The organism is Burkholderia sp. 22088 (assembly GCF_052045915.1).
Taxonomy (GTDB): Bacteria; Pseudomonadota; Gammaproteobacteria; order Burkholderiales; family Burkholderiaceae; genus Burkholderia; species Burkholderia cepacia.
The window spans coordinates 234,720-248,111 of sequence record NZ_JBQEPY010000011.1; the positions used below are offsets into that span (position 1 = coordinate 234,720).

At 67.2% G+C, this 13,392-nt stretch carries 15 protein-coding genes; 9 read left to right on the forward strand and 6 right to left on the reverse strand.

The window, feature by feature from the left end; genetic code table 11:
- Positions 1-84 precede the first annotated feature (84 nt).
- Together ACTJLD_RS22545 and ACTJLD_RS22550 are read left to right on the forward strand one after the other, a co-directional pair.
- Positions 85-972 (forward strand): DUF4261 domain-containing protein, encoded by an 888-nt coding sequence (locus ACTJLD_RS22545; protein ID WP_272546347.1) that lies wholly within the window; start codon positions 85-87, stop codon positions 970-972.
- Positions 973-1,093: 121 nt separating this feature from the next.
- Positions 1,094-1,882, forward strand: coding sequence for a lysozyme inhibitor LprI family protein (locus tag ACTJLD_RS22550; RefSeq protein ID WP_440659714.1), 789 nt, complete (start codon positions 1,094-1,096; stop codon positions 1,880-1,882).
- 164 nt (positions 1,883-2,046) lie between these two features.
- On the opposite strand, the gene speD is transcribed toward ACTJLD_RS22550, so the two are convergent.
- From speD to ACTJLD_RS22575, 5 genes are read right to left on the reverse strand one after another with little or no spacing between them, the layout of a single operon-like run.
- Positions 2,047-2,430 carry an adenosylmethionine decarboxylase gene (gene speD / locus ACTJLD_RS22555; protein WP_059686731.1) on the reverse strand — a complete coding sequence of 128 codons (384 nt, stop codon included), beginning with the start codon at positions 2,428-2,430 and terminating at the stop codon, positions 2,047-2,049.
- Positions 2,427-2,576: a hypothetical protein gene (locus ACTJLD_RS22560; protein WP_153489189.1), complete on the reverse strand. Its 150-nt coding sequence runs from the start codon at positions 2,574-2,576 to the stop codon at positions 2,427-2,429. The genes speD and ACTJLD_RS22560 overlap by 4 nt, the downstream gene beginning before the upstream one ends.
- Positions 2,573-4,090 (reverse strand): DUF4178 domain-containing protein, encoded by a 1,518-nt coding sequence (locus ACTJLD_RS22565; protein ID WP_440659715.1) that lies wholly within the window; start codon positions 4,088-4,090, stop codon positions 2,573-2,575. The genes ACTJLD_RS22560 and ACTJLD_RS22565 overlap by 4 nt, the downstream gene beginning before the upstream one ends.
- Before the next feature lie 9 nt (positions 4,091-4,099).
- Entirely contained in the window at positions 4,100-5,140 is a 1,041-nt protein-coding gene (locus ACTJLD_RS22570) for an SPFH domain-containing protein (RefSeq protein WP_059698600.1), read from the reverse strand.
- 27 nt (positions 5,141-5,167) lie between these two features.
- On the reverse strand, positions 5,168-5,554 hold the full coding sequence (locus ACTJLD_RS22575; protein WP_027789557.1) for a DUF350 domain-containing protein: 387 nt from the start codon (positions 5,552-5,554) through the stop codon (positions 5,168-5,170).
- Positions 5,555-5,675: 121 nt separating this feature from the next.
- Between ACTJLD_RS22575 and ACTJLD_RS22580 the strand changes: the two genes are divergently transcribed.
- The 7 genes from ACTJLD_RS22580 (at position 5,676) to ACTJLD_RS22610 (ending at position 12,362) form a co-directional block, all read left to right on the forward strand.
- Positions 5,676-7,190 carry a polyamine aminopropyltransferase gene (locus ACTJLD_RS22580; RefSeq protein ID WP_440659716.1) on the forward strand — a complete coding sequence of 505 codons (1,515 nt, stop codon included), beginning with the start codon at positions 5,676-5,678 and terminating at the stop codon, positions 7,188-7,190.
- On the forward strand, positions 7,190-8,809 hold the full coding sequence (locus ACTJLD_RS22585; RefSeq protein WP_440659717.1) for an FAD-dependent oxidoreductase: 1,620 nt from the start codon (positions 7,190-7,192) through the stop codon (positions 8,807-8,809). The genes ACTJLD_RS22580 and ACTJLD_RS22585 overlap by 1 nt, the downstream gene beginning before the upstream one ends.
- A gap of 124 nt (positions 8,810-8,933) precedes the next feature.
- The gene (locus ACTJLD_RS22590; protein ID WP_091918972.1) at positions 8,934-9,698 is read left to right on the forward strand and encodes an N-acetylmuramoyl-L-alanine amidase family protein; all 765 of its coding nucleotides are present in this window, start codon (positions 8,934-8,936) and stop codon (positions 9,696-9,698) included.
- A gap of 54 nt (positions 9,699-9,752) precedes the next feature.
- The gene (locus ACTJLD_RS22595; protein WP_059698594.1) at positions 9,753-10,142 is read left to right on the forward strand and encodes a lysozyme inhibitor LprI family protein; all 390 of its coding nucleotides are present in this window, start codon (positions 9,753-9,755) and stop codon (positions 10,140-10,142) included.
- 62 nt (positions 10,143-10,204) lie between these two features.
- Positions 10,205-10,783, forward strand: coding sequence for a hypothetical protein (locus ACTJLD_RS22600; protein ID WP_440659718.1), 579 nt, complete (start codon positions 10,205-10,207; stop codon positions 10,781-10,783).
- A 50-nt stretch (positions 10,784-10,833) separates the two neighbouring features.
- Positions 10,834-11,397 carry an N-acetyltransferase family protein gene (locus ACTJLD_RS22605; protein ID WP_440659719.1) on the forward strand — a complete coding sequence of 188 codons (564 nt, stop codon included), beginning with the start codon at positions 10,834-10,836 and terminating at the stop codon, positions 11,395-11,397.
- A gap of 119 nt (positions 11,398-11,516) precedes the next feature.
- Positions 11,517-12,362 carry a hypothetical protein gene (locus ACTJLD_RS22610; RefSeq protein ID WP_440659720.1) on the forward strand — a complete coding sequence of 282 codons (846 nt, stop codon included), beginning with the start codon at positions 11,517-11,519 and terminating at the stop codon, positions 12,360-12,362.
- Between the two features lie 61 nt (positions 12,363-12,423).
- On the opposite strand, the gene ACTJLD_RS22615 is transcribed toward ACTJLD_RS22610, so the two are convergent.
- On the reverse strand, positions 12,424-13,344 hold the full coding sequence (locus tag ACTJLD_RS22615; protein ID WP_119338094.1) for a LysR family transcriptional regulator: 921 nt from the start codon (positions 13,342-13,344) through the stop codon (positions 12,424-12,426).
- Positions 13,345-13,392 lie beyond the last annotated feature (48 nt).

A 13,392-nucleotide genomic window follows, 5' to 3' on the forward strand; every position in this document is an offset into this window, starting at 1 on the left:
CGGGCGGCCGTCACCCTGACGGCGCGCCCCGACCGAGAGAACGGGGCCCCCTCCCTGAAACGGCTTCGACACGAACATAATCCGATGAGCCTGATATCCCGATTCTTTGGCCGCAAGGAAGTACCCGAAAACCCCGTCGCGCTGGCCGCGGCACCCGACGTCGAGAATCCGCTGAGCGTGGCGGTCGTCTTCGACGGCCCGCTGCAGGTCGATATCGCCGCGCTGACGACCGCACTGCGCGCGTACCACCCGAGCATGAAGCAGGCGCGCGTCGAAACCGAGCCGACGCTCTCGCAGGTGTTCGGGCTCGCCGGCTGGGGCAACCACGTCGTCCGGCTCGTCGGCTTCGACGCGCCCTATCCGTCCGACGCGCTGGAAGCGTGCGTCGCGCCCGCCCACTACGGGCAGGACCTGAAACAGCAGGTGCGCGCGAGCCGCAGCCACGTGATCCTCTACTACGCGGGGCACGAAACGAATCCGCTCGACCAGTACGTCGCACTGGCGGCCGTCGCCGGCGCGCTGGCCGAACAGAACGGCCTCGCGGTGCTGAACGAGCACGCGCACACGTCGCTGCCCGCGGGCGTTTTCAACGCGAAGGAACTCGGCGACGAAAGCCTCGAAGTGCTGCGAAATATCCCGCTGAACCTGTTCTTCTGCGGCTTCGTGAAATACGAGGTCGAAGGCGTCCAGGGCGTATGGATGCGCACCTATGGCGCCGACGTGTTCGGCCTGCCGGATTTCGCCGCGCTCGCGGAAGGTCATCACGAAGGCGAGCGTTATTCGGGCATCTTCAACAGCGTGATGCATTACCTGCTGGAAAGCGGCGCCCGCATGCATGCGGGAGAAACGATGCAGGTCGGTGCGGAAACGTTCATGAAGCTGCGTGAGCCGCTCGAGCACGAGTACTACCTGCGGGGGCCCGCGCCGGTGCTGGTGGCCGAGCTGATCTCGGCGGACGAAATCAATCGCTGATTTCGCCTTGTCGTATCCCGCTGCATGGCGCACGGGTTCAACGCTTCGCGAACCGCGTGCGCCGTTGTGTCACCCGACGGCGGCATGACGGCCGCCGTTCGAACCCGTTGAGGAGTCGTCCGTGTTCGGCATCCGCCCCGGTCTCGCGCTGGCCGCCATCGGCCTCTCGTTGTCGGCCCACGCCGACGGCATCGATTGCACGCGTGCGACGACGCGCACCGAGCACCTGATCTGCGCCGACAAGACGCTCGTCTCGGCCGACAGTGCGTTGTCGAACGCCTACTTCGATGCAGTCGGCATCGCCGCCGATCAGCAGGCCGTGATCCGGTCGCAACGCACATGGCTCACGCAGCGCGATGCCTGCGCCGACGCCGCCTGCATCGCCACCGCGTACCGTGATCGCACGGCAGCGCTGAAGCAGGTGAAACACGCGGGCTGGAAGACCTACCACGACCCGGCGCTCGGCATCTCGTTCGAATACCTCGCGAACCGGCAGGTGAAGAAGCCGTGCCCGGAAGGCGGCAGCGACCATTGCGTCGCGATCGTCGGCCGCAACATGACCTACAGCAGCAGGTTCATCTCGTTCGAGATCGTCGACGGCGCGCTGGAGCCGGTCGCGGAAAAGGAAGCGGGATTCGTGAAGCAGGATGACGGCAAATGGGTGACGTCGTACGGCCCCGGCATTCCGCAGGAAGTCGAGCGCTTCTCCGGTCCCGGCTGGCACGGCATGAGCGCGACGATCGTGTGCGGCATCAGCGATCCGGAAACCGGCTTCCACGCGGCCGGCGGCGAATGCTACTGGGCCGTGCTGAGCAACGGCAAGCGCTCGGCCGTCGCGGGGACGCAGGGAATCGTCGGCACCGACGACGCGACGCTGCACAGTGTGTCGACGTTCCGGTTCGATCGTTAGCGGCCGGAGTGTCACGGTGTCCGGCATCCCGGATACGACTCGCCGGGCAGCGATGCGTCATCTCGGTGACGTCCCGGCAGCATGGCCGGCGAGCAGTGCCCAGCCGAGCAACGCGGAGAATCGGATGCTGTTTTGCATTTCGGCAACGAGAGTCGAACGACCGCTCACGTCGCCGCGCCGCCGCGCGCAACCTGCTGCCGGACTTGCGCCTGCGTGCCGAGCGCAGCGGCAATCGCATCGACCGCCTCGGCCGCACGCGCCGCACCGCACATGAACGCGTCGACGGCCGCGAAGCGATGCTCGGGCCACGTATGGATCGTGATGTGCGATTCGGCGAGCAGCACGACACCCGTCACGCCATGCTCGCCGCCGAAATGATGAAAATGCGCGCCGATCACGCGCGCGCCCGCCTGCCGCGCCGCTTCGGTGAGCAGCGTCTCGAGCCGTGCGGCGTCGCGCAGCAACGCCGCGTCGATGCCGGCCAGGTCGGCCAGCACGTGCGAGCCGAACGTCGCGCGCGGCGGCGCGATCCCGTCGCGCGCGGTCATTTGTGCGACCCGTACGACGAGTAGCCGCTGCGGGCCGACGAACTGCCCCAGCCACCGCCGCCCGAACCGCTGCCGCCGATCGACGCGCAGCTGAACAGCGTGACGACGATCAGGCCGTAGACACCGTAGAGGATGTACCGGATCACGCGTTGCCCCCGTCCGACGCAAAGCTCTTCCACAGCCATTCAGGCAGCCACAGCACCAGCAGGCCGACCAGCACGTAAACGGAGCGGCCGCTGAACGAGAACAGCGAGCCCATGTTCAGGATCACGAGCAGCGCGCTGAACACGAGCGGCAGCGGCGCGAAACTGTGCGGACCTTTCCGGCCGAACAGGCCGGTCGACGCGGTGGCACCCGTTGCCGCCGCGGCCGCTGCCGTCGCGAGCGCCGGCGTGCCGAAGCGTTCGGCGAGCGTGCTGCCCGACAGCGGCCGCGCGCGCGACCAGACGATCTCCGCGTCGCTGCGCTCGCGCGTCAGCTTGTCCTTCTGCCAGCCATAGTCGATGATCGACGTGCGATCGCCGACCCGCACGCGCCAGTTGAACGCGCCGACCACGTAGACGACCTCCGAGTCGTATTCCTCACGCAGGCGGTAGGTCTTGCCGCCGTCGGTCACGTCGGACGCGCTGCCGATCGTCGGCCACTGGTCGAGCACCTGCACACGCTCCCAGCGCCCTTCGCTCTGCACGAGCCACAGGAAACCGCGCTTCGGGTTCAGCAGCAGGTATTCGTCCCACGTCTCTTCGTCGCCCGGCACGCGGCAGCGCATCATCCCGATCACCGTGTACTTCACGCCGTCGAACGTGCCGATCGCGCCGAGTTCCAGCGCCCCCTTCACCGCTTCGAGCTTGCGCTGCGCCGCGAACACGGTCTGCTGCTCGGCCGTGCACTGCACGCCCGCATGGCAACTGCCGCACACCACGTAGTCGGCGAGGTTCGGCGCATACGACAGCGGCGCGCCGCAGTTCGGGCACGCGAACGGCACCATCTCCGCACCGCGCTTCTCGCGCGTGTCGTTGTCGGTATCGCGCAGCCCGGTGAACGCGAGCGCGTCGAACTCCAGCGCTTCGCCCGTATAGACGGCCGGACTCCCGCCGTTCGAATCGGCGTCGGAATAGTCGTACGTCGCGAATGCGTTGCCGGTCCGCAGGTCGACGACGCGCGCCTCCCAGCCGGCATCGACGCGGAACGGCAGCTCGCCGTCGCCGCCCGTGCAGCGCGCGGTGCGCACGTCGGACACGAGAAACGCGCGGCCGCCGTGGTCGATCCGCATGCCCGGCTCCAGTGTGCCGAACGCGGGCCACGCGCCGCCGGACGCATCGTCGGGCTCGCGCACCGTCACCGCGTACTGGCCCGACGCATCCGACAGCCAGCCGAACGTGCCGTCGTCGAACACGACATACCACTCGCTCCACACGCCGGCGTCGTAGGTCATCTGGATGCGCCCGAGCACCGTGAACGTGCGCTTGCCGTAGCGCCCGGCCGTGCCGATCTGGATCGGCGACGCATCGTCGAGCACCGTGGCCAGTTCGCCGATCCGCTCGACGTCGGTCCCGCGCTTGAGCAGCGTGCTGCGGCAGAACGCGCAGACGGCCATCACCGCCGCCGCCGAGCGAAACTCGACCGGCGCGCCGCACTGGGGGCACGAGGTACTGAACATGCGCGGCGCTTACCGGGTGAGCTTTGCGAGGATCTCGGCCTTCGCGCGCGAATATTCGTCTTCGGTCACGAGGCCCTTGTCGAACAGCGCCTTCAACTGTTCGAGCCGCTGCACGTAGTCGGTGCCTTCCGCCGGCGCGGCCGCCACCGGCGCTGCAGTGGGCGCGGGCGGTGCGGCCGGCGCCGGTTGCGCGGCGCCCGCGATCTGCCCGGCCATCGCCTGCCCGATCGCCGCGCCCGCCGCGAGCCCCGCGCCGACGCCCGCGAGGCCGCCCGGGTTCTGCGCGGCGAGCGGAATCGCCTGCGCGGTCTGGTATTGCGTGGCGCGCGCGAGATCGCCGGCCATCCCCGCGCCGATCCGCAGGTCGAGCGCCTTCTGCAGCTCGGCCGGCAGCGACACGCTCTCGACCGCGAATGCGTCGAGCGCGAGACCGTAGCGCGTGAACACAGGCGCCAGCGCGTCGGCGACACGCTGCGACAACAGCGACTGGTTCGCGGCCATGTCGACGAACGGCACGTCGGCCGAGCCGAACGTCGTGCTCATCGCGGTCACGACGAGGTTGCGCAGTTGCTGTTCGACCTCGTCGACCGTGTACTGCGCGCGCGTGCCGCTGACCTCGCGATAGAACGCGGCCGCGTCGACGATCCGGTACGAGTAGATGCCGAACGCGCGCACCTGCACGAAACCGAATTCGCGGTCGCGGATCGTCACCGGCTGCGCGGTACCCCAGCGGCGGCCGAGCTGCAGCCGCGTGCTGAAGAAATAGACGTCCGACTTGAAAGGCGACTGAAAGAGTTTGTCCCAGTTCTTCAGGTACGTGAGCACCGGCAGCGTATTCGTTTCCAGCGTGTACAGCCCCGGCTGGAACACGTCGGCCACCTTGCCTTCGTTGACGAAGATCGCGACCTGCGTTTCGCGCACGGTCAGCTTGCCGCCGTACTGGATTTCCTGGTCTTCCATCGGATAGCGCCAGGCCAGCACGCCGTCGGTGTCTTCCGTCCATTGCAGGACGTCGATGAACTGCTTGCGGATAAACGATCCCAGACTCATGTCGGTCTCCTCGAAACGCGTGGCGCGTCAGGTCAGGCAGGCGGCATTGATGATGCCGACGACGAGCGACGCGGTGCCCATCAGGCCGCCCATCGCGACGTTGCGATCCTCGATCGCATGATTCATGCCGGGCATCAGGCGCGTCAGCGCCGCATAGGTGATCAGCTGCACGACCATCGCGCCGACGGCCCAGATCACGACTTCGCCGAATGTGGAATTGTGCGCGATGCTGGACGCGAGCGTCAGGCAGAAGCCGATCAGCGCACCGCCGAACGACAGCGTCGCGGCCGCGTTGCCGTCGCGGATCAGCGCCAGTTCGTCGAACGGGGTGACCTTCAGGTACACTGCCGCGAACACAAGAAGCAGCACGAACGCCGACAGTAAATGAACCGCATAGAGATAGGCACTATTCATTCTTTCCCTCGGATTTTGTGCTCGGTTCGCCGCCCCGTCGCCGGCCGGCCCGCGCGGGGCCACCGGACAAAATTCCGCGCCAGTATATCCACATTGCCGAACACTGCACAACGGATGCGCCATGCTGCATAAGCGTGCGCTCGTCCTGTCGATTCTCGTGCTCGCGTCGTGCGGGCTCGGCTACGAACTGATCAGCAGCGCCCTGTCGAGCTACCTGCTCGGCGATTCGATCCTGCAGTTCTCGTCGGTGATCGGCAGCTACCTGTTCGCGATGGGGATCGGCTCGTGGCTCGCGAAGTTCGTCGAGGACGACGACGTGCTCGACCGCTTCGTCGATATCGAGTTGCTGGTCGGCCTGCTCGGCGGCGTGTCGGCCGCGCTGCTGTTCGCGGTGTTCGCCTGGCTCGCCGCGCCGTTCCGCGCGGCGCTTTACGCATGGGTGCTCGCGCTCGGCCTGCTGATCGGGATGGAGATCCCGCTCGTGATGCGCGCGTTCCAGCAGCGTCGCCAGGCATTCCGCCATACCGTCAGCGAAGTGCTGACCTTCGACTATCTCGGCTCGCTCGCCGTGTCGCTGATCTTCCCGCTCGTGCTCGCGCCGCGCCTGGGCCTGCTGCGCACCAGCTTCCTGTTCGGGCTCCTGAACGCCTTCGTCGCGCTGTGGACGACGCACCTGTTCCGCGACGAGATCCGCAACGTGCGCGGCAAGCTGATGCGCGCGTCGCTCGTGATCGGGCTGCTCGTCGCCGGCTTCGTGCTGTCGGACCGCATCACGCACTGGGCCGAACACGGCGTGTACGGCGACGAGACGATCTATTCGGAAACGACACCGTACCAGCGCATCGTGCTCACGCAATGGCACGACGACATGCGGCTGTACCTGAACGGCAACCTGCAGTTCTCGTCGCGCGACGAGCATCGTTATCACGAGGCACTGATCCACCCGACGATCGAGGCACTGCCGTGGGCGAAGCGCGTGCTCGTGCTCGGCGGCGGCGACGGGCTCGCGGTGCGTGAACTGCTGAAGCACCGCAACCTCGAACAGATCACGCTCGTCGAGCTCGACCCCGCGATGACGAAGCTGTTCTCGACGTCCGCCCCGCTCGTCAAGCTGAACCAGGGCTCGCTGAAGGACCCGCGTGTGCACGTGATCAACGACGACGCGATACGCTGGCTCGAATCGAACGCCGACGTGTACGACGCGATCGTGGTCGACTTCCCCGACCCGACCAACTTCGGGCTCGGCCGGCTGTATTCGGTGCCCGTGTTCCGGCTGCTCGCGCGCCACCTGTCGGAGAACGGCTATGCGGTGATCCAGTCGACGTCGCCGTATTTCGCGCCGCACGCGTACTGGACCATCATCGCGACGCTGCACGAAGCGGGGCTCAACACGTGGCCGTACCACTGCTACGTGCCGTCGTTCGGCGACTGGGGCTTCGTGATCGCCGGCAAGCGCCGCGATTTCACGGTCCCGACGCACTACTCCGTGCCCACCCGCTGGCTCGACGCGCAAACGGCCGCCGAGATGTTCCACTTCCCGGCCGACATGCCGGCGCTGCCGATGTCGCCGAACGAACTCAACGACCAGCCGCTCGTGCGCCGCTTCGACGACGACTGGAAGCACGTGCTGCGCTGATGAACCGCCGCACGTTCCTCGTCGCGTCGGCCGCCGCATCGCTCGCCGCCTGCGGGCGCACCGGCTGGATCGAGACGACGCCGCAGGTCGGCTACCCCGGCATGCGCGAAGGCCATGCGCTGCGCGACCATGCGACGCTGCCGCCGCCTTCCGGCACGATCGAAACCGACGTCGCGATCCTCGGCGCGGGTGCCGCCGGGCTGTCGTGCGCATGGCAGCTTGCGCGCGCAGGGCACACGCGCTTCACGGTGCTCGCGGGCCCCGAATTCGGCGGCAATGCCGCCGGCGGCCGCTTCGGCGATCTCGGTTATCCCAAGGGCGCGCACTACCTGCCGCTGCCGTCGCTCGAATCCGCGCACCTGCGCGACATGCTCGCCGATCTCGGCGTGATCGAATCCGCGCCGTTCTCCGCACGCCCTGTGTACGACGAACGCGCGCTCGTGCATGCGCCCGACGAACGGCTCTTCATCGCCGACCAGTGGCAGGACGGCATCGTGCCGACCGCCGGCCTCGGCGCAGACGAACTCGCGCAACAGGCGAAGTTCTTCGGCTACACCGACGGGCTGCGCACCGCGCGCGGCGCCGACGGCCGCAAGGTGTTCTGCATCCCGATCGCCGAATCGTCGCGCGACCCGCGCTGGCGCGCGCTGGACCGGCGCTCGTTCCGCCAGTGGCTGCTCGACGAAGGCTACACGGCGAAGGCGTTGCACTGGTACCTGAACTATTGCTGCCGCGACGACTATGGCGCCGGGTACGAGCGCGTGTCCGCGTGGGCCGGCCTGCACTACTTCTCGTCGCGCGGCGGCCACGCGGGCGATGCGAGCGACGGCGCGGTGCTGACCTGGCCCGACGGGCTGCACACGATGGTGACGAAGCTGAGCGATTCGATCACCGCGCGCACCGGTTCCGGCGCGTGGTCGCGCGACGGCTTCGCGGTGCGCGCGATCGAACGCGCGGGCGGCGTCGACGTGCTGTGCGCGCGCGTCGGCAACGACGGTGCGCTGTCGACGTTCATGCTGAAGGCGCGGCGCGTCGTGAGCGCGATGCCGCTGTTCGTCGCGGCGCGCGTGTTTCCGCAGCTCGGCGCATACGGCTTCGACCCCGCGCGCGACCTGCCGCCGCGCGCGCCGTGGCTCGTGTCCAACTTCCTGCTCGACGGCATGCCGGCCGAGGAAGCGGGCGTGCCGCTCGCGTGGGACAACGTCGTCTACGACGGCGCGGCGCTCGGTTATGTCGTGTCGACGCACCAGCTGATCCGGATGTCGCCGCCGACGCGTTCGGTGTTCTCCGCCTATCAGGCGCTGAGTGCGCAAACGCCGGACGACACGCGCCGCTGGCTTGCCCAGGCCAGGCCCGATGCGTTGCGCGAACAGGCGGCGATCGACCTGCAGGCCGTCTACGGACGCGAACTCTGGAAGCACGCGACGGCGCTCGAGATCACCGTGCGCGGTCATGCGATGGCGACACCCGACGTCGGCTTCCTGAGCCGGCCGGGGCTGCTCGCGCTGCGCGAGGCCGACGGCCCCGTCGTGTTCGCGCATGCGGACCTGTCCGGGTTGTCGCTGTTCGAGGAAGCGTCGTACTGGGGCATGCTCGCCGCCCGGCGCGTGCTGGCCTGACCGGCGTCATCCGTCATTGCGGCGCCGCCGCCAGCCGCTATAATCGCGCGACATTCCGACTGCATTGAGCAGGCCGACGGTGCCGCGCCGTCCGACGCGCCGTATGCCCTCCTCGACAACAACAATGACGAACCGAACCATCCGACGCCTTCGCCCGTTCGTGCGCGCCGCCGCACGCGTGCTCGCCTGCACCGCGCTGCTCGGCGCGCCGCCGGCGCTGCATGCGGCCGACACCGCGGCCACCGCCGGCACCGCGCCCGCCTCCGGGCGCTACATCGTCGTCGACACCGGCCATACGCCCGCTCACCCGGGCTCCACCGGCGCAAGCGGCCGCGTCGAATACCTGTACAACCTCGACCTGTCCGCGGCGGTCGCCGAAAAACTCGCCGCGCATGGCGACCGCGTGCTGCGCACGTCGGCCGACGGCCGCGAGATCTCGCTCGACCAGCGCTCGACCCAGGCGCCCGACGCGAACCTGTTCGTGTCGATCCATCACGACTCGATGCAGCAGCAGTTCATCGACGCGGGCCGGCAGCGCGAATTCCGCGGCTTCTCGGTGTTCGTGTCGGAACGCAATCCGCACTATGCGGAAAGCCTGCGTTGCGCGAAGGCGATCGCCGAGCGGCTGGTCGCGGCCGGCGAACGGCCGTCGCTGTATCACGCGCAGCCGATCCGCGGCGAGAACCGCCCGCTGATCGACCCGGCACTCGGCATTCACCGCTTCGACGATCTCGTCGTGCTGCGCACCGCGCCGATTCCGGCGGTGCTCGTCGAGGCCGGCGTGATCGTCAACCCCGACGAGGAAGCACGGCTTGCGCGTCGCGAGACGATCCAGAAGCTGTCCGCCGCGATCGCGGGCGGGATCGACGCGTGCACCGCGCCGCAATAGACGATGCAATCGCCCATCGGGCCCAACGGTTTTTACCCAGTCAGGAGCATCACCATGAAAATGAAGAATCTGCTCGCATCCTGCGCACTGCTCGCGCTTGCCGTTCCGTTCGCCGCGCACGCGGCCGGCTGCGGGAAGCCACGCAGCGCGTTCGACCAGGTGTACTGCACCAGCACGCAGTTCTCTCAGTCCGATCGCGATCTGAACGACGAATACGGCCGCCTGCGCAAGCAACTGAGCGGCGACCAGCAGGCCGCGCTGAAAGCCGGCCAGCTCGCATGGCTGAAGCAACGCGATGCGCAGTGCAGCGAAACGCGCAACAACAGCTACCTCGTGGATATCCAGTGCGCGAACGACATGACGCAGTCGCGGCTGTCGTTCCTGCGCGAGCGTGAGCGCGAATGCTCGAGCACGGGTTGCGTGACGTCCAGGCTCGGCGAGTAAGCTCGCCGGACGCGGTGTGCCGCCGTGCAGGTCGCGGCACGCCGCCTTCGAAAGACACGACGATGCGGCATGAATTCTCCGAAGTCCTCAACGACCTGATCGACTGTTTCCTCGTCGGCGATCTTCTGCTGCTGAAGCGCTACAAGGAAACCCATCGGCTGCCGGACAACGTCGCGTCCGAGTTCACGACCGGCGACAGCGGCGACAACGCCGTGCTCGAAGGCGTCGTCATTCCGCTGGCCGGTATCGAGAACCACCCTTATACGGTCATCTTCACGCTGGACGACGACACGCCCGAACTGCTGAAGGACGAAAGCCGTCTGCAGCATCGGCGCGGCGGATACGTGCTGCGCGTCGAACACCGTTCGGTGATGCTTTACACGTGGCGCATTCTCGAACGCTTCAACGACGAATCGGTGAACGCGCTGCTTGCGCGTTATCGCGAACCGGGCCGGCCCGTGATCGACCTCGACAACGGCTGGTATGACGTCGAAGTCCTTGGTGGCGAAGTGCCGCGCAACGGCTGGTACGAACCCGCGTTCGAGTTCGTGCTGAAGCGGACCGATACGCCGGGCGACGCGTCGCAAGTGGACCTCGGCTACCGTTTCGCGATCGACAGCAGCCTGGATCCGGCGGAATGAATCCCGCGCGCGGCAACGAGGCAAACGGCACACGATTCGACGAGGCACGCATGACACCGAACACGACGACGATCGACATCCGCACGGCCACCTCCGCCGACGCGCCGGCCATCGCCGGCATCCACGTCGCAGCGTGGCAGGCGACCTACACGGACATCATGCCGGCGGCGTTCCTCGCCGGCCTGTCGGTCGAGAAACGCACGGCCTCGTGGCGCTGTGCGTTCGACGCCGGGCGGCCGCACGTCGCACTCGCGGTGTCGGTCGCGGACAACACACCGGCAGGCTGGATCGCCTATGGTCCGACACGCGACACCGACAAGGATCGTGCGTGGGGAGAAATCGAAGCGATCTATCTGCATCCGTCGTATTGCGGCCAGGGGATCGGCGCGGCGCTGGTCGACCATGCATGCCGGTCGTTGCACGACATGGGCCATGCGTGGGTATCGCTGTGGGTCTTGCTCAAGAACCGTCGGGCCAGGGCGTTCTACGAACGCGAAGGCTTCGTCGCCGAAGACGACGTCAAGACGTTCGAGATCGACGGGAGTCCTATCGAAGAGGTGCGCTATTGGCGCGCGCTACCGGGCACGGCACACGGCGAGGCGGCAACATCTTGATGCCGGCCCGGCCCGACCCGTTTCGCTGGATTCCCGGGGCCGGGCGCTCCGCTTCGGCATCGGCGAGACTGAGCGCGGCGTTTCCGCGCCCGAAGACGCCGATGGGCGAGGCGTGGTTCATGGGCGACTCGCGACGGACATTCGCCGAGTTGCAGGACGACCTCCAGTCGATCGACATCGCACGGCTGGACACGCCGCTCGAAGAAATCGTGATCGGCACGACTTCATTCGGCCCACGCGACGAGTGGCAGCAGTGGTATCACTACCTGATGGTGCAACTGATGCCGCGCTGCCACGAAGGGCAACACCATGCGCTGCTGGAATGGCTGATCACCGCGTTCGTTTCGCAGCATCCCGATCGCATCCCGTCCGAACCCTATCAGGGTTATCGCCGCGACGTGCTCGATACGCTCGGGCAAAGCCTGATGGACCCCGAATGCTGGCCGTCGGGCGCACTCGATACGGCTGCGTGCTTCAACCGGCATCACGACCGGCAATCCGGCACCGGAGACTGGTTCAATGCCAGCGGAAAATTCTCGTCATCGATGTTCCTTTGCGTCAAATACCTCGAGACGCACGAAATTCGCCCGTGCCTGACATCGGTGCTCGCCATCGACGATCCACTCTGGCGTGCACAGTTGATGATCTGGTTCGTCGGGGCGGACGACATGCTCCGCGGCCGTGTCCGGCAGCCGTCCGAATTCAGCCCCCGCGACTATCCGCGCATCGACTGGCAGGGCGCGCGCTACTTGAGCGGCTCCACCGACCGCCACACCGCGCCCGTTGAATTCGTGCCTTCCGCGAATCGCGACGCAGCGGTCGACACGTTACGATCGGTGATGACCGAAGCCACGTTCCTCGATTGGCTTCATTCGCTTGGCCGGCACGATCACGTCGAAAGCGAACTGGCCGATCTGCCGTACCGGTTTTATTCCCTTTACGGCGCGAGCAATCAGTCTCGATAACGAAACACCGGGCAAGCGCACGAACCGGCACGTGTGGCCCGCCAAGACGGCGACACGATCGTCATGAAAGGCTTGTCCCCCATTCCACTAGCCGCGTCTGCATCATCTGCAGCAACTCGCGGATCTTCGCATTGACCGAATTCCGGCTCGCATAAGCGGCATACAGCTCCAGCGGCGCAGGCGTCATCTCCAGCGGCACGCGCACCAGCCGCCCCTCGGCCAGCTCGACCGCGCACATGCGCTCGACGAGAATCGCAAAACCGATCCCGTTCACCGCAGCCAGCCCTGCCATCTCGCCGCTATTGACGCGATACCGGCTCGCCACCGGAATCTTGTGAATCCACCCTTCGCCGTCGGCAAATTGCCACGGTCGCCCTTTCAGCGTGCTCAACGTCGTGATGCACGGCAGTTGCCCGAGCTGTTCCGTCCGGGTCGGCAACCCGACCCGCGCGACGAGCGACGGCGCAGCCACGACGACGCTCGGCAAACTCACGAGCGGCCTGACGACGAACGTGCTGTCGTCCAGCCTCCCGCGATTGACGATGATCGACAGGTCGATATCGTCGCGCAGCGTCGACACACCGGCGAGGCTCGTATCGCAGTCGATTTCGACGCGCGGGTGACGGCTCGCGAATTCCGCGACGATCGGCCCGAGCATGCGCGGCCCGATTTCGCCGGGCACGCAGAGCTTCAGCACGCCGCGCAGCTCCGTCTGCTGCGACGTCAGTTCGGATTCGGCCTGCGTCAGCGCATCGAGCATCGGTCGCGCGCGCTCGTGCAGCAAACGCCCGGCCTCGGTCATGCGCAAGTGCCGCGTACTGCGCTCGAGCAGCCGCACGCCGAGCCTCGACTCCAGTTGCGCCACGTGACGGCTCACGTTGGAACCCGGCATCTCGAGCACGCGCGCGGCGCCGGCGAAGCTGCCTTCGTCGACGACCGACACGAACACACGCACCGCATTCAGATCCAGCTTGCTCCGCATCATTAGCCCATTTCAGGTATCAAAGCGTGCCGATTTTCACAGCTTATC